Origin of the sequence: Lonsdalea britannica, from assembly GCF_003515985.1 — a bacterium.
GTDB classification, from domain to species: Bacteria; Pseudomonadota; Gammaproteobacteria; order Enterobacterales; family Enterobacteriaceae; genus Lonsdalea; species Lonsdalea britannica.
Window position 1 is genome coordinate 1,210,200 of record NZ_CP023009.1, and the last position, 17,538, is coordinate 1,227,737.

General features: G+C 55.2%; 17 protein-coding genes. 7 read left to right on the forward strand and 10 right to left on the reverse strand.

Annotation, left to right across the window (positions count from 1 at the left end; translation table 11 throughout):
- The first annotated feature begins 323 nt into the window (after positions 1-323).
- Positions 324-1,676 carry an argininosuccinate synthase gene (argG, locus tag CKQ53_RS05680; RefSeq protein ID WP_085650713.1) on the forward strand — a complete coding sequence of 451 codons (1,353 nt, stop codon included), beginning with the start codon at positions 324-326 and terminating at the stop codon, positions 1,674-1,676.
- Between the two features lie 383 nt (positions 1,677-2,059).
- On the opposite strand, the gene CKQ53_RS05685 is transcribed toward argG, so the two are convergent.
- Complete coding sequence (locus CKQ53_RS05685; protein ID WP_085650714.1) at positions 2,060-2,617, reverse strand: helix-turn-helix transcriptional regulator; 558 nt, start codon at positions 2,615-2,617, stop codon at positions 2,060-2,062.
- 486 nt (positions 2,618-3,103) lie between these two features.
- Between CKQ53_RS05685 and CKQ53_RS05690 the strand changes: the two genes are divergently transcribed.
- Entirely contained in the window at positions 3,104-3,859 is a 756-nt protein-coding gene (locus CKQ53_RS05690; RefSeq protein WP_244200999.1) for a 4'-phosphopantetheinyl transferase family protein, read from the forward strand.
- 560 nt (positions 3,860-4,419) lie between these two features.
- Here the strand turns inward: CKQ53_RS05690 and CKQ53_RS05695 are convergent.
- From CKQ53_RS05695 to CKQ53_RS05725, 7 genes are all read right to left on the reverse strand, one after another.
- Positions 4,420-5,355 (reverse strand): beta-ketoacyl-[acyl-carrier-protein] synthase family protein, encoded by a 936-nt coding sequence (locus CKQ53_RS05695; protein WP_244201000.1) that lies wholly within the window; start codon positions 5,353-5,355, stop codon positions 4,420-4,422.
- 35 nt (positions 5,356-5,390) lie between these two features.
- A complete protein-coding gene (locus CKQ53_RS05700) occupies positions 5,391-5,702 on the reverse strand; it encodes a hypothetical protein (protein WP_085650716.1) in 312 nt (103 codons plus the stop codon).
- 305 nt (positions 5,703-6,007) lie between these two features.
- The gene (locus tag CKQ53_RS05705; RefSeq protein WP_085650717.1) at positions 6,008-6,775 is read right to left on the reverse strand and encodes an EAL domain-containing protein; all 768 of its coding nucleotides are present in this window, start codon (positions 6,773-6,775) and stop codon (positions 6,008-6,010) included.
- Positions 6,776-7,112: 337 nt separating this feature from the next.
- A complete protein-coding gene (locus tag CKQ53_RS05710) occupies positions 7,113-7,757 on the reverse strand; it encodes a 3-keto-L-gulonate-6-phosphate decarboxylase UlaD (protein ID WP_085650718.1) in 645 nt (214 codons plus the stop codon).
- Between the two features lie 78 nt (positions 7,758-7,835).
- On the reverse strand, positions 7,836-8,543 hold the full coding sequence (locus tag CKQ53_RS05715; protein ID WP_094117901.1) for an L-ribulose-5-phosphate 4-epimerase: 708 nt from the start codon (positions 8,541-8,543) through the stop codon (positions 7,836-7,838).
- A 3-nt stretch (positions 8,544-8,546) separates the two neighbouring features.
- On the reverse strand, positions 8,547-9,035 hold the full coding sequence (locus tag CKQ53_RS05720; protein ID WP_085650720.1) for a PTS sugar transporter subunit IIA: 489 nt from the start codon (positions 9,033-9,035) through the stop codon (positions 8,547-8,549).
- A gap of 37 nt (positions 9,036-9,072) precedes the next feature.
- A complete protein-coding gene (locus tag CKQ53_RS05725) occupies positions 9,073-10,821 on the reverse strand; it encodes a PTS ascorbate-specific subunit IIBC (RefSeq protein ID WP_094117900.1) in 1,749 nt (582 codons plus the stop codon).
- Between the two features lie 526 nt (positions 10,822-11,347).
- On the opposite strand from CKQ53_RS05725, the gene ulaG reads away from it, so the two are divergent.
- From ulaG to ulaR, 3 genes are all read left to right on the forward strand, one after another.
- Entirely contained in the window at positions 11,348-12,415 is a 1,068-nt protein-coding gene (gene ulaG / locus CKQ53_RS05730) for an L-ascorbate 6-phosphate lactonase (RefSeq protein ID WP_094117899.1), read from the forward strand.
- Between the two features lie 24 nt (positions 12,416-12,439).
- On the forward strand, positions 12,440-13,312 hold the full coding sequence (locus CKQ53_RS05735) for an L-ribulose-5-phosphate 3-epimerase (RefSeq protein WP_094117898.1): 873 nt from the start codon (positions 12,440-12,442) through the stop codon (positions 13,310-13,312).
- A 105-nt stretch (positions 13,313-13,417) separates the two neighbouring features.
- Positions 13,418-14,173, forward strand: coding sequence for an HTH-type transcriptional regulator UlaR (gene ulaR, locus CKQ53_RS05740; RefSeq protein ID WP_094117897.1), 756 nt, complete (start codon positions 13,418-13,420; stop codon positions 14,171-14,173).
- A 116-nt stretch (positions 14,174-14,289) separates the two neighbouring features.
- On the opposite strand, the gene CKQ53_RS05745 is transcribed toward ulaR, so the two are convergent.
- Together CKQ53_RS05745 and CKQ53_RS05750 are read right to left on the reverse strand one after the other, a co-directional pair.
- Complete coding sequence (locus tag CKQ53_RS05745; protein WP_085650725.1) at positions 14,290-14,628, reverse strand: Dabb family protein; 339 nt, start codon at positions 14,626-14,628, stop codon at positions 14,290-14,292.
- A 153-nt stretch (positions 14,629-14,781) separates the two neighbouring features.
- The gene (locus CKQ53_RS05750; RefSeq protein ID WP_338040092.1) at positions 14,782-15,468 is read right to left on the reverse strand and encodes a GntR family transcriptional regulator; all 687 of its coding nucleotides are present in this window, start codon (positions 15,466-15,468) and stop codon (positions 14,782-14,784) included.
- A gap of 308 nt (positions 15,469-15,776) precedes the next feature.
- Here CKQ53_RS05750 and CKQ53_RS05755 point away from each other — a divergent pair, with 308 nt between their 5' ends.
- Positions 15,777-16,556 (forward strand): ABC transporter substrate-binding protein, encoded by a 780-nt coding sequence (locus tag CKQ53_RS05755; protein ID WP_094117895.1) that lies wholly within the window; start codon positions 15,777-15,779, stop codon positions 16,554-16,556.
- Between the two features lie 3 nt (positions 16,557-16,559).
- The gene (locus tag CKQ53_RS05760; RefSeq protein WP_094117894.1) at positions 16,560-17,537 is read left to right on the forward strand and encodes an SIS domain-containing protein; all 978 of its coding nucleotides are present in this window, start codon (positions 16,560-16,562) and stop codon (positions 17,535-17,537) included.
- Position 17,538 lies beyond the last annotated feature (1 nt).

The following is a 17,538-nucleotide window of genomic DNA, read 5'->3' on the forward strand; positions in this document are numbered from 1 at the left end:
CGGGAGAAGGCCAAATCCGGACACGATAGGGCTAAATCCGGACCAGATAAACATCGGCGGTGTTTCGCCGGTCAGGCCAGAATGAATTTTTTGCCGAAATCCTAACGAGTCTCTTCCTGTCCGGCGGAAAAGATGTTTAAATTATAAATCATATATTCTGCATAAATATTCATTGCGGAGTACGCGAGGAAAATGCCGTCGACAGAGTGAAGTGCCGCGATCTTCTTCTGCATTGTGTCCAATTTAGTGCGGCGTAACCTACGTAATTCGGCGTTGGAGTGGTTACACTCAATGCCATCTAACTCGAGCAGGGATTAATTGTTATGACGACGATTTTGAAGCATCTTCCGGTTGGTCAACGTATCGGCATCGCTTTCTCCGGAGGGCTGGACACCAGCGCCGCCTTGCTGTGGATGCGTAAAAAAGGCGCAGTGCCTTACGCTTACACCGCGAACCTGGGTCAGCCGGATGAAGAAGATTACGACGCGATTCCTCGTCACGCCAAGGAATATGGCGCGGAAAATGCGCGCCTGATCGATTGCCGCAAGCAGCTGGTTGCCGAAGGCATCGCCGCGATCCAGTGCGGTGCTTTTCATAACACCACCGCGGGTATGACCTACTTCAACACCACGCCGCTGGGCCGTGCAGTCACCGGCACCATGCTGGTGGCCGCGATGAAAGAAGACGGCGTGAATATCTGGGGCGATGGCAGCACCTACAAAGGCAACGACATCGAGCGTTTCTACCGTTATGGACTGCTGACCAACGCGGAGCTGCAAATCTACAAACCTTGGCTGGATACCGACTTCATCAATGAACTGGGCGGCCGTCAGGAGATGTCCGAGTTTATGGCCGAAGCCGGCTTCAGCTATAAAATGTCGGCGGAAAAGGCTTACTCCACCGACTCCAACATGCTGGGTGCGACGCATGAAGCGAAGGATCTGGAGTTCCTGAACTCCAGCCTGAAAATCGTCAATCCCATCATGGGCGTCAAATTCTGGGACGAAAATGTCAAAGTCCCTGCGGAAGAGGTCACCATCCGCTTTGAACAAGGCCATCCGGTCGCGCTGAACGGAAAAACCTTTGCAGATGACGTCGAGCTGATGCTGGAAGCCAACCGTATCGGCGGCCGTCACGGTCTGGGGATGAGCGACCAGATTGAAAACCGTATCATCGAAGCGAAGAGCCGGGGCATCTATGAAGCGCCGGGGATGGCGTTGTTGCATCTTGCCTACGAGCGTCTGGTCACCGGCATTCACAACGAAGACACTATCGAGCAGTACCATGCGCACGGTCGTCAGTTGGGCCGCCTGCTGTATCAGGGGCGTTGGTTCGATCCACAGGCGTTGATGCTGCGTGACGCGCTACAGCGTTGGGTCGCCCGTGAAATCACCGGCGAGGTCACCGTTGAACTGCGTCGTGGCAATGATTTCTCCTACCTGAACACCGTGTCCGACAATCTGACCTACAAGGCTGAGCGTTTGACGATGGAGAAAGGAGACTCTGTCTTCTCGCCGGATGACCGTATCGGCCAGCTGACCATGCGCAATTTGGATATCACCGACACGCGTGAAAAACTGTTCAGCTACATGGAAAGCGGCCTGCTGATCACGGGCAGCGCCGGTGTTCCGCAGGTAGAAAGCGGTGAACTGCTGCAGGATAAAACCAAAAAATAAGCGTCGGGCCTTCGTCTGATGCATTAAAAAGGCATACCTCGGTATGCCTTTTTTGCCGCTATCGTGGGTGGCAGGCATTATCCGTGTTGCCTTCTGTCCGCTAAGCTTCCTTCCTCCCTGAGCCTTTGCCCCATCTCATTTTCGCGGTGAACAACAAGGGCGAGGGAGCTGTTTCAGCAATCAGGGATAAAAACGACCTCTGTTTCTTGGCAAAGTATTTGTAAACGTTAGGGTATGTGTCAAAAGCAGGCGGATCGCGGCACCCTGGTCAAACGGGACCGCACGTATGATTCCGGACCTGACTTACCGCGATATTTCCCCCGTCACTAAAATAAAAAAATCCCGTGAGGGACTTTTTTTCGTGTGCTCGTCGAACAAGAACGTTAATTAGACAGATTGTGGATATTATCCAGCAATACATGACGAGAAAACAGGTGACGTTGTTTTCCGAAAATAATATCGAAGCTCATATTGCTAATAAAACGGGGCGGCTCGCGATCGGACGAGACGGTTTTCCGATATTTCAGCGGCGGAATATTATACGTTTTTGTAAAGCAGCGGGAAAAATGCGGTAACGAGGAGAAACCACAGGCATAACAAATATCGGTCAGAGACCAGTTGGGCGAGATATGAATAATCTCTCTCGCCAGGGTGACGCGAACGCGCCAGATCCATCGCATGGGCGTAATATTATAGACTTGATTAAATAATCGGCAGATATCGAATTTCGATTTGCCACTTACGGTTTCGAGTTGTTCCAGCGTGATGTTATCGCCGATATTCTCAATAATGTAGTCGATGATCCCAACCAGACTTGTTGCTTTATTATTGTTTTCCAATGTCTTTTTTAAGTTCGGGTGACGACGATACATGTCCTGAATAAGATTATGGTTGAAGCTTTCATTATCCAAGGTGTGGGGGTAGGCATTATGTAGATTCATGGTGTCATCCAAAAATGTATTTACCGTGCCTGGAGCGGTTAATAAAAATGCTAAAAACGGCGTTGGTATTGGGTTGTTAATTATTGTCATTGCTGTCATTGACAGGGGTACTCACGCAAATTGTGTGCCATATTTGGAATGGCCTTTTTCAGCGGGATACGTAACGTTTTTTCCACTCGGCATTCCATTTTTGGGATGGCGACATTTCGTTATTGGGATTGTTCGTCTCGAAAATGGTCAACGCTCTCAGCGTGATTGCGAGTGAAATGACAAGATTTCGTTAAAACTCATCTCTAAAGGTAATACCGCTAAGATATTCACGCCGACCGGTCAAAAATGCATCGTAATGAGACGTTGCTATGTATACGTTTACATCAGACGTTCGTGATTTCGAGCCGAGGTCTTCCAGACGTCGTGGCAAACAAGGATGACAACGTGAATGAGGTGAACAGGGAAAGCGGGATACATTGGACAGAGGGAGCAGACATGAGCCAGGACAGCCGAATGAATTTCTGTGGTAGCGCTAAGCATCGCGAGCGAGACCTGGCGAACCCTCAGTGTATTGTGATCCATAGGCAGACGTTGGAGCGCCCGGAAATGCTTGCCTATGTGCGTTCGGCCTGCCGAATGTCGTCGTACGATACGCTCAACGACAGCACATTGGCGGAGGGGATTCTTCGATGCCTGCTGGCGCCGCTGTGTCGTGCGTTGCCGCACGAGCTAACGTTTGCCCGCAACCCGTTCGGCAAACCGTTCTTACCCCGATACCCGCAGCTTCACTTCAACCAGTCGCACACTCAGGCCGCTTTTGCTTTCGCCATCGCACAGGGTGACGAGGTCGGGGTCGATGTTGAGGGAAATCGAGGGCGAGTCGAGCATAAGCGCGGCGTGGCGAAACGCTTTTTCCATCCTGATGAAGCTGACTGGCTGGAGCAGTTTTGCGATGAAGAAGCGTATGTACAGGCTTTCATTCGGATATGGACGCGCAAAGAGGCCTATCTGAAAGCGTTAGGACTTGGCCTGAGCAAGCCGTTGGACTCGTTCAGCTGCCTGATGCAAGAAAACGGGCGGATTCAGGTGCAGGACGACGTTCATCCCGCCAGCGCGCAGATGGAAGAGGTCTGGTTTGACGAAGAGAGGATGGCGCTCAACTGTTGCCTATTGTCGTCCGATGAAACGCCCTTGCGCTGGCGGCACACCACGCTGACGGAACCGGACGCGTTAACGGATTGGCTGGGGTAATACAGGCACGAACAGGCAGAACGGCGCTCGCCGCTCTTGTCGTAGACCGGTCCAGACGTTTTAGCAGAGAGAGCCGATAATGACGTGAAGTTTCCCGTCATTGACGAGAAAGAAAAGAAGGCGCCCTTTGCGGATATCCCGATCCGCAAAGGGCGTAGCATCCATGGTTTTCTCCGGCGTCGACGCGCAGACCACCTGAGGGGTATGTACGCAGAGCTTTAACAGAGAAAGAAAGCGTTCCCATTCCGATCTTCATCTCCCGTCATCCTGCTGGAGCATGAGAGTAACCGGCATAGGCAGACCATCAACATCCTTGCTGACACCGCGACGATCCGTCTTCATCCCTGTTCGAACGGCGCAATCCTGCGCTCTGACCGTGACGTTAATACATCCTTGTATATTTCCGCCTGCTTATGCCAGCGAAAACGCTTCCTTAAAAAGATTATGCCCGGTGACTGGGGGCATTGTTGTCTGAAATTGTGAGATAGAAAAATAATTGCAGTGCGCACGATCAATGCTGTGCATTGTGGGGCGGAATGTTGACTGACGGCGAATCAGGATCATTGCGAACGATAAGAAACGGAGCAGCTGCCATAGGCGGCTCCCAGCCCTACTGACAGCATCACGTGCGGTCGTCCGGCACGGATGGCGGGAAGCGCGGCTGGCAGCAGGAGCAGAGGATCTACGGTGCAGCAGTGGCCGATATCCGGCAGCAGGCTGAGCGAGATGGCTTCATGCGGTAGCTGGTGGCGGCGCGCATAGCGACGCCAAAAGATGCGGTTGATATTGTGGGGCAGCAGCGACAGGCGGTTGGGATCGCCTGCCTGAGCGCCCGCCAAAGCCTCCGCCACCATGTCGTCGTGGGCCTGATAAAACGCCGTCTTTGCCTCCCGTCCGCTATTTAGCCCATCACAAAACGCCAGTCGCCGGCCGAGAAACGGTTTCCCTAACCGTAGACCTGCGCCTTCACGCTCCAGCAGCAGTGCGGCGAAGGCATCGCCGATCAATGTGTAGCCCGGCACGTAGCGCCGTGAGACGCCTAGCGGCGACAACGTATCACCGGCGATGATGGCGACGCGTTTTGCCTCCTGTCTCTCCAGCAGCCGATGAGCGTAAGCCAGCGCCCAGAACAAAGTCGCACAGTGCTGCGGGTCCAGTTCGTGGCAGTGCGCCTCAGCGCTGACAAACGGATGGTGTTGTTTCAGCTGTGTCAGCCACGCTGCCTGTTCGCCCGATGGCTCCGGTATGCCGTGTACATAAATCAGCGCGTCAATCGGGAGATCAGGTCCCGATGACTGCTGCATTAATCGGCTAATGAGTTGATAGAAAACGCTATAAAGAGAAACGGTCGCTTCCAGCGCGGCAATGCGGCGAAAGCCGAACAGCTGGCAGAACGTATTGGCTTCGCGGGGGCTATATCCCGTTTGAGTGATGATTTCCTCGGCATTCAGGCGAGCTGACGGAACCCAGGTGGCTAACGTGTTGATGTGCATCATGCATCCTCCGTCCTGATCGCAGCGGGGTTCGGGCCTTAACCATGGCAGGTTTTTTGGTGCAGAAAACGCGTCAGGGTATCGAGGGTGTGAAAGGCGTCGAAAACGTTTTCATCCATCAGATCGAACAGCTCCCCTGTTAGCCTGCCGTGTGCTTCATAGCGATCGCTGAGGACGGCAATCAGGCTGATGAGGTTGACGGAATCCAGCAAACCGTCATGGGCGTACATTGGCGCGCCTTGAAATATGGCGTTGATGCGCCCCTGATCCACCCCGATGGCTTTCAACAGCTCGCGTACGAGCACATGTGTTGCATCGTCACGCTGATGCCCAGATTCTGAGTGCGCCATACAAACTCTCCGACTCGCTGTATTGAGCGCAGTATAACGGTCGCTTAGGGGGTAACTTGTTCTAAATTGCATTCGGCGAATTATGGGTTTTTGTGTACATATTCAGGCGATTTGTGTGTGTTTTATCGCTTTATACCCGCAGATGGAGATCACGGGTCGTGTCGATGATGCGAACATTAAACGCGGAAATAAGAGGATGGCGGTGAGATGGCGGTGAAAGGTAAACGGTACCATTAAAAAACCGCTGGACGGTCGAAGCCGGTTCAGCGGGTTTGTATGTAGCGTTAAGTGCTTCGTTTCCGGTGCTAAATAAGGCTGGTATCGACCTCAGGCAGAGATTCGAAACCGGGTCTGGCAAAATAATATCCCTGAGCGAAATCAATCCCGATTCCTTTTAGAAAATGATATTCCTTTTCTGTTTCAATGCCTTCTCCCAGCACCCTGATATTCAACGCTTTCAGCATACTGACGCAGTGGGTGACGATGGTCTGGCGTGTTTCGTCCTGATCGATGTCGCGGATCAGCGCCATGTCCAGCTTGACGATATCCGTTTGGAAATCCGCCAGCAGATTCAGCCCGGAATAACCCGACCCGAAGTCATCAATCGCCGTTTTAAAACCGAGCTTTTTGTAGCATTCAATAATCGACTGTATGCGTTTGCTGTCTTTGGCCTGCTCGTTTTCGGTGAACTCGAACATGATGTTCTTGATCGGGAACTGGTACTTTCGGGCTGCTTCCAGCGTCGAGCGAATGCAACGTTCCGGGCGATAAATCGCGTTGGGCAAAAAGTTGATGCTCAGCATGCCGGACAGCTTCAGTCGGGCAGCGAGCGCGATAGCCTTGATTCGACAGAGCTGGTCGAAGCCGTAGCGCTTGTCATTGCTAACTTGCGAAATAATGCTGAAGGCCGACTCGTTATTGCAGCCTCGAACCAAGGCTTCGTAGCCGAACACGCGTTTCGTCACGCAGTCCACGATAGGCTGGAACGCCATGGTGAAGTCGAGGCCCAAATTATGACTGTCCGCGCAGTGAGCGCAGCGGGACGACATAAAAGGGGGCGATGGGGAAGTCATGGTTAGGGATTTCCTGGATTATGGAAAAAATGGACGCGTTCACCCGCTTGAAGCGGGGCGATAAGATCGTGACGCCCTCTAATAAATGTATAGCTTGTAAGCTGATGAACTGCGTTCACATGGCAATTTATCGGCAATATTCGCGTAAGAATTAAGGGAAGTTGCCCGGATAACGCGTAAAGAAACGCAAATGGCGGGTTATCCGGGTGATAAGCATCACGATATTCAGTAAGGGTCGGGAAAGACCGTTGCGATGGCGGCGGGTGGGGGCGGGGCGCTATTTCGGAGAAGCAGGCCCGCCCGAGGATAATCCCCCAAGGGCGGACATCAGGACGGTTTACCAATAGCGCACGATTTCCTGGCGCAGCGCGTCAGCGATGGCGCTGCCGTCATCCCCGGCTAACGCTCGCCCGGCGATAAACGTTTTGGCGTTAATCCCCCGGAAGTGCTGCAACGCCTCCGGCACAATACCGCCCGTGATCGACACCTCAAACCCCATCTCCGACAGGGTATGCATACGTTGGATGTCTTCCGGCGTCCAGCCGACGCCAGCCAGCTCCGCGTCTCGCGAGCGGTGATAGATCGCCTGCGTGATGCCGAGTTTGCGCCAGGCCTGCGCGTCTTCCCACGTCCAGTGGCCGTAAAGCTCCATCTGAATTTCTCCGTGGTGCTCATCCGCAATGTTTTTACAGGCGGTGATTGTGGCGATGTGGGCCGCGGCGGACACGGTGATCCAGTCCGCGCCTGCGGTAAAGGCCATCTCCGCCAGAATGGCGCCGCCGTCCGTGGTCTTCATATCGCAGACCAAAATATGATCCGGATATTGCTGGCGCAGCGTACGAACGGCATTCATCCCTTCAGCGAAGGCCAGTATGGTGCCGACTTCGATGACATCGACATATTCCGCCACGTGGGCGGCGAGATCGACCGCGGTGGGAAGATCTGTGGAGTCCAGGGCAATCTGTAATAGGGGTTGGGTCATGGTGTGAGCATCCTTTTTTAATGTTGAGGCGGCGGCATGCGCCGCCCGGATCGCGATGAACGGCAAGCGCAGCCAGCGTCATTCCATCGTTGCGTCAGTCTGGCCGTAGTAAGCGTCAGCGCCGTGTTTGCGAAAATAATGTTTGTCGGACAGGGTCTGCGGCAGGCGGATATGGTGATTCAGCCGCCGCGTCGCCAACGCCATCGCCGCCACCTCTTCCAACACCACGGCGTTATGCACGGCTTCCTCGGCGTTTTCACCCCAACAGAATGGGGCATGGCCATAGGCGACCACGCCAGGGACGGCCATGGGGTCGATGTCCCGTCGGCGGAAGGTTTCCACGATGCTGACGCCGGTGTTCTTTTCGTAATCGTCAGCGATTTCTTCTGATGTCAGCGGGCGGGAACAGGGGATATCGCCATAGAAATAGTCGGCGTGGGTGGTGCCCAATACTGGGATATCCATGCCGGCTTGCGCCCATATCGTCGCATGCCGGGAATGGGTATGGACGATGCCGCCGAGCCTCGGAAAGGCCCGATACAACACCCGGTGCGTGGCGGTATCGCTGGAAGGGCGAAGTTGTCCTTCCACCACGTTGCCGTCCAGATCGACGATGACGATGTCGTCAGCCGTCATGGCTTCGTAGCTCACGCCCGACGGTTTGATGGCGATCAGCCCGCGTTGGCGGTCAATCTGCGACACGTTGCCCCAGGTCAGTGTGACTAGCCGGTAATGCGGTAGTTGCCGGTTGGCGGCCAAAACCGTGTGTTTCAAGTCGCTTAGCATCCGTTATCCCTCCTGCTTGGCCGCCTGCGCGAGCGCGTTATCGATCGCGCGATACACCTCGTCTTTGCTGCGGCATGTCCGCAGTCTGTCGAGGTTGATGCCGGTCGGGCTGCTCTCGTCCTCCAGCGTCTGGGTGACTTCCATCAGACCTTCGATATGTTCGTCGGATGTACTGCCCGCCAGCGTAATCAGCACATCGACCGGTTCGTCTTCGCCTTCAAAGCGTACGGGAGTGGCCAGCGTCACCAGTGCGAAAGCTGTCCGTTTGACGCCGTCTTCCGGTCGCGCATGCGGCAACGCCAGGCCGGGGGCGATGACGAAGTAGGCGCCCATTTTTTCGATGCTGCGGATGATGGCGGCATGGTAACGAGGCTCCACCGCACCGGAGGCCTCCAGCATGCTGGTGCCGATTCCAATCGCTTCCCGCCAGTCAGCCGCATGGGCCTGAAGTCGGACAGTGTCGTTGTCTATCAGTGATTGCTTGAAGTTCATGGTGTGCTCCTTTGTCGGCCGTTCCTTCAGCCGGACGTTAGCGGGAAAAATGCGTTCTGATCAGGTTGAGCAATTCGTCGCCAAACGAATGGGGATTGAGCATGTTCTGCACGGCCAGTACGAATTTTCCCGTCCCCGGCTCCATCTCTCCGGCCAGGTGGCGCGAGGCGACGATGATGTCGGTCATCGGCAGCTTCGATTTGTAGTCCGCCACGGCGCATGACTCCATCACATGCGGTATGCCCCGCTGCTCCAGAAATTTGGCGATTTTCATTTTCATCATCATGGACGATCCTTGCCCATTGCCGCAGACGGTCAGAATGCGCACGGCCCGGCCCGAATTGACCGGCGCGGGTTCGGTGGCAGGCAATGTCGCCGCCGCAGGCTGAGCCGCCATCGATAACGCGGTATCTTCTTCCGCGCGCAAACGTCGGGAGGCGAAAACCATATACACGGCGGCGGCGACCATGAGGGCGTACAGAAACAGCGGCGACCAGGCGAGTCCTTGCATAATGGGCGGGAACAGCAACGCCCAGTCGGCCATGCCCATCCAACCGTTCAGCGGGGTGTCGTGGTGAGCAAACAGCGCTATCGCCCAGGCGGAGCCCAGCACCTCGATGATGCCCATCACGAAGCACATCTTCATTACGGCCTTCCAGCCGCCGAAATGGTTAGCGAATACGCCGATGGTGGCGTTGGAGAAGAACATGGGCACAAAGCCGGGAATGATGATGATGGGTGACTGGAAGGCGAGCAGTAGCAGAAGCGCAACGAACTGACCGGCGGCGCCCCACATGAAGCCGAAGACCATCGCGTTCGGGGAATAGGCATAGATAGCCGCGCAGTCGATGGCGAGCACGGCGTTGGGAATGACCCGTTCCGAGATGCCCTTGAACGCCTCCGACAGCTCCGCGACGAACATGCGGACGCCGACCACGATAATCTGAATAGCCACGGCGAACTTCAGACCGGTTTCCAGAATATAAATGCTCCAGTGGGTCGAACCGGCCATCATTTGCAGGTTCTTCAGGCCGAAGGAGAGCAGGATAATGCCGAAGAACACGGTCATGACGATGGCGGTGGCGGCGATGCTGTCGTGAAAGATGTTCAGCCAGCGAGGGAGCTTGAGGTTATCGACGCTATCTGCCGGATCGCCCAGCCGGTGGGCGATCTTGGTCGCAATCCACGAGGCTGCCTGCTGTTGATGGCCGATGGAGAAACCCGCGCCGCCCGTCACGGCTTCCGTTGGTTTGAACATCAGGTTGGAGAAAATCCCCCAGTACAGCGCGATGATGACGGCGGAAGCAAAAATCGTTTCCCACATCGTGGCGCCCAGCATCAGATAGAACATCGCGATCAGTCCGGCCTGCTGAAACATGATGTGTCCCGTCAGCATGATCGTCCGAATCCCCGTGTAGCGGCGTAGCAGCACCAACAGAATATTCAGCGCGAGCGCCAGCAACACGGTGTAGCCCACCCAGGAGTAGCGATCCCCCATCACAGACATCGTCGCCATCATGGCGGTGTAAGGGTCAATGACGGAACCGGACAGACCATGAAATTCGGCGATTTTTTCGATGACCGGTTTGAAACCCGCCACTAACGTATCCGCGCCGACCTGAACCAGCATAAAACCGATGATGGTTTTCAGCGTGCCTTTGAGCACGGTGGAGAGATCCCGCCGCAGCAGGAGGTAACCGATACAGGTGACCAATCCCAGCAGCAGCGGCGCTTTTGTCATTACCTGGCTGTAGAAGATGTAAAAAATGTCATATAGCGTTTCCATGATGCAGCTCCGTGTCTATGAAGGCGTAATGCCCGACGGTGATAACTCAATCCCTGTTACCTGCGTTCTTTCTTGCCAACGTGCGTTTTGACCTTTCCCTGGGTCTTATTGAATCAATAAAATCACGAAAAATCACTTGGTGATTTCTTTTGACCTTTTTTATCATCATAGACAAGCGGTAGTGAAGATCAAGCTTTCAATTATGATTATCACGTTGGTTGATTTGTTTTCCGGGGTGGTAATAAAAACATAATATAAATAATAAGTTATGTGTTATTTGGGTGAGCCAAAGGTTCTTTTGTACTTATCTTTCTGGTACTTAAATCCCAATAAAAGCGAATCACGAAGCGCAATAACTAATCATTGATAATCATATTTGTGATTGATATAGTCATTTTCAATCACCAGAAATCACTCATTTGTGATGAGCGCCTCGGGAAAGGAAAACGCGAAGCGGGAGGTGACACGATCTGCGACCCGTGGAAACCGGTCGGCGGCGGTTGTAATCATGAAGAAGGATAAAACGATGAGCAAAGTAACAGACATTACCCGGGAGTCATGGATATTGAATACGTTCCCCGAATGGGGGACCTGGCTCAACGAGGAAATCGAGCAGGAGGAGGTCGCCGCAGGGACGTTCGCCATGTGGTGGCTGGGCTGTACCGGCATCTGGTTAAAGTCGGCGGGTAATACGCAGATCGCTATCGACTTCTGGTGCGGCACCGGCAAGAAAACTCACGCCAATCCCTACATGAAAAAGCAGCATCAGATGATGCGCATGGGCGGCGTACGCAAGCTGCAACCCAACCTGCGCACGTCGCCGTTTGTACTGGATCCGTTCGGCATCAAGAAGATAGACGCCGTGCTGGCGACGCACGATCACGCTGACCACATCGATATCAACGTGGCGGCGGCGGTGCTGCAAAATGCGGGCGATCACGTGAAGTTCATTGGTCCCGAGGCGTGTGTCGAGCTTTGGACGGGATGGGGCGTACCGGCCGAACGCTGCATTGTGGCGCAGGTCGGGCAGGAGATCGCGATCGGCGATATCACCATCAAAGTGCTGGACGCGTTTGACAGGACCGCGCTGGTGACGCTGCCGGAGGGCGTATCTTCCCGCGATAAAAGCATTTTGGACGGTATGGATCGACGTGCGGTGAACTATCTGGTGAAGACCAGCGGCGGCAATATGTACCACTCCGGCGATTCGCACTACTCCAACTACTTTGCCCGACACGGCAACGACAACACGATTGACGTGGCGCTTCTCTCCTACGGCGAAAACCCTCGCGGCGTGACCGACAAAATGACCTCTTCAGACATTCTGCGTGCCGCGGAGTCGCTGAACACGCAGGTAGTGATCCCCTTTCATCACGACATTTGGGCGAATTTCCAGAGCGATCCCGGCGAAATCGAGCTGCTGTGGCACAGGAAAAAAGATCGCCTCAACTACGGCTTCCAGCCGTTCTTCTGGCAGGTAGGCGGCAAGTACACCTTCCCGACGGACAAGGCGAAGATGCATTACCAGCACCCGCGCGGGTTTGACGACATTTTCGTCGATGAACCCGAGCTGCCGTTCCGCTCGTTCCTGTAACGTTCTCTGTTCACGAGGTGCGCGATGGATAACCTGAATAGCGCGTTGCGGCTGGGCGTATATGAAAAGGCCATGCCGGCGCGGTTGGATTGGGAGCATAAGATTCAGGCCGCCAAAACGCTGGGGTTCGACTTCATTGAGATGTCCGTCGATGAGTCGGATGAACGCCTGCAACGCCTGGACTGGCGGGATGACGAGATCTTTCGGCTGCGCCGTTTGTGCGAGCAATATGGCATGCCCGTGCACTCCTTGTGCCTGAGCGCGCACCGTCGTTTCCCGTTTGGATCGGCTGATGCGTCGGTGCGCGCTCAGGCGGGCGTCATCATGCGTAAAGCCATCGAACTGGCTTACAAACTGGGCGTACGTTGCATTCAGCTAGCGGGCTATGACGTGTATTACGAGCCGCACAGCGACGCGACGCATCAGCGGTTCGTCGACGGTATGCGCGAAAGCGCGCGTTTGGCTGAGCGGGCGGGGATCATGCTGGGCGTGGAGATCATGGATACGCCCTACCTGAATTCGCTGTGCAAGTTTGAAGTGCTCAAGAAGGCGGTGCCTTCGCCTTATTTTATGGCCTATCCCGACGTCGGCAATATCACCGGCTGGAATTACGATGTCTGTACCGAGTTGCAGATGAGCGGCGAACACATCGTCCAAATCCATCTGAAAGATACGCTCCGTGTCAGCGCCGATCATTCGGGACAGTTCCGCGACTTGTGTATCGGCGAAGGGCAGGTGGACTTCCCCGCCATTTTTCGCACGCTGGCCGGGATGAACTATTCGGCGCCGCTGGTCGTTGAAATGTGGGCGCAGGATGCGCATTGGGCTGACCACCTGCGGCAAGCCAGATCGCGTTTGGTGACGATGGCGCAGGAAGCTGGACTGGCGTTAGGTTGACGATGCACAAACGGGCGGGGAGGCTTTCCCGCCCGGTGCTTTGATTTTTGGAAACAGCGTTATACAATCATAAGACATCATAAATAATCATAAATCAGGCAAGACATGACAGAAACACAACGACACAGCGCTATTCTGACCTTGCTGAATGAGAAACGCCATCTGACCGTGGCCAGCCTGACGCAGGCGTTCTCGATTTCTCCGGCGACCGCGCGTCGCGATATCAATAAGCTAAACGAAGCCGGACAGGTGCGAAAAGTCCGCAACGGCGCAGAGGCGCTGATGCCGACCAAACGACTCTGGTCACCGCTGGACAGCCAAAGCACCTCGACTCACGATGAAAAAGTGCGCATCGCTCAGGCGGCGGCTCGGCTAGTGCAGCCGGGTGAGAGCGCGGTGATCAACTGCGGCTCGACGGCCTTTTTATTGGGGAAGGAAATCTGCGGGCGAGATGTTCAGGTCATCACTAACTACTTTCCGTTGGCCAACTATCTGATTGAGCAAGAGCATGACGGCGTGGTGATTATTGGCGGGCAGTACAACAAGAGCCAGTCCATCACTCTGGCGCCGCAGGATGAGATTTCGTCCCTGTATGCCGGGCACTGGATGTTTACCAGCGGCAAAGGCCTCACGGCTGAGGGGCTGTACAAAATGGATATGCTGACGGCGATGGCGGAACAGAAAATGCTGGATCATGTCGGCAAGCTGGCGGTGTTGACGGACAGCAGCAAACTCGGCCAGCGCGCCGGAATGCTGTTCTGCAACGCCGAACATATTGACGTGCTGATCACCGGCCGTGACGCCAACCCGCAGGTGATCCAACAGCTGAAAGACAAAGGCGTCGAGGTGATGCTGGTCTAGCGTCACCGGGCCTTGGACGCGTTGTCCTGAGCGGTCGTTTGAGGATAACCGGCCGTCGGGGGTGGTCGGCGATGGCATTGCGGCCGTGGTTCAGTGGCCGCAAACGCGCGTGGGATTTATCGCGGAGCCGTTACCGGCTGTGGGGCTTTATGTGGCGTTAATATCGGGTAGTCGAGCACGATGAGATTGCCCAGAATTGGCCGGAAAATCGCTTTCAATTCATCGTGTTTGGGATGAGGTAAATAGCGCTGGCGCGCCGCTTCATCTTTAAACGTCATCATCACGCAGTGCGTGAATCCCTCATTTTTACCTTCCGGACTATCGTTACATCCCCACTCGACGCTGACGACGCCTTCGATGGCGGTTGGCATCTGCAAAAAAGCCGATTTCACCCGCTCGATGTCGGCTTCCGCGGCATCCGCTTTGAAAGTGATAAGTAAGATATGGCGTATCATTGCTGACTCCGTTTGTAATGTCCTGCCAAGAGCATAGCCCTTTACGCGGCGACTTTCATGGCGTGTGACGCGGCTGAGAGGCGGTGTTTTTCTCTGTGACGCCTGACCAAAAACCGCGCGCGCTCGGGCCGATATCCCGAAGACACCGCCGTCTTATCGCTCGGCGTTAGGGTGGTGGCTGATGCGAAACGACACCCGCTGCGGATGGTTGACCGATACCAGATATTCGACGGGCTGTTGAAAACGGTCGGCAATCACGCCGCGATAGATGAGCGCGGGGCTGTCCGGCGGCGCATTCAGCAACGCCTGCTCTTCCTCATTCATTATCCCGACCCGAATGGTGCCCTCGTCGGAAACGCCGAAGAGGCGGTAGCGTTCTGCCAGTAGCCGATACAGCGAACCGCTCTCCTCCAGCATTTCAGCCGTTAGATCCGGCATCAGCGCGCGCGGTAGGTAGCTGGTTTCTAAGCAAAACGGATCGCCGTCCGCCAGCCGCAGTCGTTTGATCATCACCACCGGATCGCCTATTTCAATGTTCAGCAGGGGCGCGATACGGGCGCTGGCGGCCGTGTCCTGAAAATAGAGTAACTGGCTGCCGGGCACCGCGCCATTCAGCTCGGTGATCTTGCTGATGCCCTGTTCAATGGCCTGCGTCAGCGGCCGCTCAATCGTGGTCTGGGTCAGCCAGGTGCCCTGATTGCCGCGTCTTTCCAGTAACCCGGCGTCGACCAGTTCATCGATAATTTTACGCAGCGTCATTCGGCTGATGCCGAGCACGACGGCGAGATCCCGTTCCGCCGGGATCTGATCGCCATCGTTGTACTCGGGGGTATTCAACAAGCTCAGCAGAGCCTGCTTGGCTTCCAGATACGCTTTGCGTGGACGGCGTTTGCCAGTGTTCGTTTTATCCATGGTATGTTTTCTGGTCTGTTCCATGCTGAAGAAAGAGCGATTACCGCAAGCGCTATCGCTTGTTTTATCACCCGTTATTGCGCTTTACAGCCCTATTATCCCCCTGAGCTAATCAGACCACAACACCCTAATACCCTATTATAATTGAATAATATGGATAAATTCGTTGCCCGGCGTGAATGATAAGCGTATATCTCTGGTGGTATAGTTTACGGTATATTTATAGGGAGTGAATGATGAAAAAAACGCTTGCCCTGTTATCCCTGAGTCTGGTGATGACGGCCTTCTCCGGGCTGGCTTCCGCACAGCAGTCCCTCCGTTTTGGCACCGACGCCACCTTTCCTCCGTTTGAGTTTAAGGCTGCGAATGGGCAGTTGCAGGGGTTCGATATTGATTTAGGCAATGAGATCTGCGCGCGTCTGAAGGCGCAATGCGTCTGGGTGGAAAGCAGTTTCGACGGTTTGATTCCCGCGCTGCATGCCCGTAAATTCGACGCGATCCTCTCTTCGCTCTCTATCACCCGAGAACGGCAGAAAGCCATCAACTTTTCCCACAAATTGTTTAACACGCCGGCTTATCTGGTCGCTGCGAAGGACAGCGGTTTGAAGCCGACCGCCGAGTCGCTGCGCGGCAAGCGCGTTGGCGTGCAGCAGGGATCGGTATTTGAAATTTACGCGCAGAAATACTGGCGATCTCAGGGCGTTGAGCTGGTGTCTTACCCCAGCGCTGAAGCGGTCTATGCCGATCTGGTCGTCGGTCGTCTGGACGCGACGCTGGATGATGCCACGGTGGTGACCGAGGCGTTGCTGAATAAGCCGGAGGGCAAGGGGTTCAACCTGATAGAGCCGCAGGTGAAAGACGATGCCGTGTTTGGCCCCGGCACCGGTATTGGCGTCAGGAAGCAGGATGCCCAACTGCTGGAACAGCTTAACGGCGCTATCACTCAGATCCGGCAGGATGGCACTTACGACCGATTGGCAAAAAAATACTTCACCTTCAACGTGTATGGCGACTAATTCATGAATACAGCAGCGATGATAGCTTCCCTTATCGAACAGCGTTTCCGCCCGCAGGGAGGGTTACGGCAGGTGTTTTTGGTCGCCTGCGGCGGGTCGTTGGTCGACATGTACCCGGCCCACTATTTCCTGAATAGCGAGTCCACGGTGCTGCACAGCTACATGATGACCGCCAACGAGTTTGTTTACGCGGCCCCTAAAACATTAGGCAACCAGTCACTGACCATCGTCTGTTCTCACGGCGGCAATACGCCGGAGTCGGTGGCGGCGGCGGAGCTGGCCCAACAGCGCGGCAGCGTGACGGTCACGCTGACGCATAATGAGACTGCGCGTCTGATCGATTTCTCCGACGGCAATCTGCTGTACGCCTGGGGGAATGACAGTCAGGTGGTGAATAATCCAATGGCGTTGATCCTCAGCCTGTGCGTCGAGGCATTGCAGCAAACTGAGGGCTTTGACGGCTACGCTGACTTTCAGTCGGGAATGGGGCAGATCGACGCGGTGATTGCGAGCGCACGCCAGCAGGTGCAGACCCGCACGGCGGCGTTTGCCGACCGCTATGTGAAGGAGTCGCTGTTTTACATCTTGTCCAGCGGCGCGTCTTACGGTCACGCCTACGGTTTCGCCATCTGCTCGCTGATGGAAATGCAGTGGCTGAACGCCGCGTCCATCCACAGCGGCGAATATTTCCACGGGCCTTTCGAAGTCACGGATCACAGCACGCCCTGGATCCTGATGATGAACGAGGGCCGCACTCGGCCGCTGGATGAGCGTGTGCGGGACTTCCTGAGCCGCTATGCCGACAAGGTGGAAGTCATTGACGCCAAAGCGCTCGGGCTGGGCGTAATCCCGGCTGGCGTAGTGGAGTATTTCAATCCGATACTGTTCTACAGCGTCATGTGCGAATACCGCGCGGCGTTGGCGAAGGTGCGTCAGCATCCTCTTGAGACGCGGCGATACATGGGTCAGGTGGATTACTGAG

Bases quoted from the DNA above. Each gene is read 5' to 3' on its own strand.
- argG (WP_085650713.1), top strand. From the start codon at position 324: ATGACGACGATTTTGAAGCATCTTCCGGTTGGTCAACGTATCGGCATC.
- CKQ53_RS05685 (WP_085650714.1), bottom strand. From the start codon at position 2,617: ATGAATCTACATAATGCCTACCCCCACACCTTGGATAATGAAAGCTTC.
- CKQ53_RS05690 (WP_244200999.1), top strand. From the start codon at position 3,104: ATGAGCCAGGACAGCCGAATGAATTTCTGTGGTAGCGCTAAGCATCGC.
- CKQ53_RS05695 (WP_244201000.1), bottom strand. From the start codon at position 5,355: ATGATGCACATCAACACGTTAGCCACCTGGGTTCCGTCAGCTCGCCTG.
- CKQ53_RS05700 (WP_085650716.1), bottom strand. From the start codon at position 5,702: ATGGCGCACTCAGAATCTGGGCATCAGCGTGACGATGCAACACATGTG.
- CKQ53_RS05705 (WP_085650717.1), bottom strand. From the start codon at position 6,775: ATGACTTCCCCATCGCCCCCTTTTATGTCGTCCCGCTGCGCTCACTGC.
- CKQ53_RS05710 (WP_085650718.1), bottom strand. From the start codon at position 7,757: ATGACCCAACCCCTATTACAGATTGCCCTGGACTCCACAGATCTTCCC.
- CKQ53_RS05715 (WP_094117901.1), bottom strand. From the start codon at position 8,543: ATGCTAAGCGACTTGAAACACACGGTTTTGGCCGCCAACCGGCAACTA.
- CKQ53_RS05720 (WP_085650720.1), bottom strand. From the start codon at position 9,035: ATGAACTTCAAGCAATCACTGATAGACAACGACACTGTCCGACTTCAG.
- CKQ53_RS05725 (WP_094117900.1), bottom strand. From the start codon at position 10,821: ATGGAAACGCTATATGACATTTTTTACATCTTCTACAGCCAGGTAATG.
- ulaG (WP_094117899.1), top strand. From the start codon at position 11,348: ATGAGCAAAGTAACAGACATTACCCGGGAGTCATGGATATTGAATACG.
- CKQ53_RS05735 (WP_094117898.1), top strand. From the start codon at position 12,440: ATGGATAACCTGAATAGCGCGTTGCGGCTGGGCGTATATGAAAAGGCC.
- ulaR (WP_094117897.1), top strand. From the start codon at position 13,418: ATGACAGAAACACAACGACACAGCGCTATTCTGACCTTGCTGAATGAG.
- CKQ53_RS05745 (WP_085650725.1), bottom strand. From the start codon at position 14,628: ATGATACGCCATATCTTACTTATCACTTTCAAAGCGGATGCCGCGGAA.
- CKQ53_RS05755 (WP_094117895.1), top strand. From the start codon at position 15,777: ATGAAAAAAACGCTTGCCCTGTTATCCCTGAGTCTGGTGATGACGGCC.
- CKQ53_RS05760 (WP_094117894.1), top strand. From the start codon at position 16,560: ATGAATACAGCAGCGATGATAGCTTCCCTTATCGAACAGCGTTTCCGC.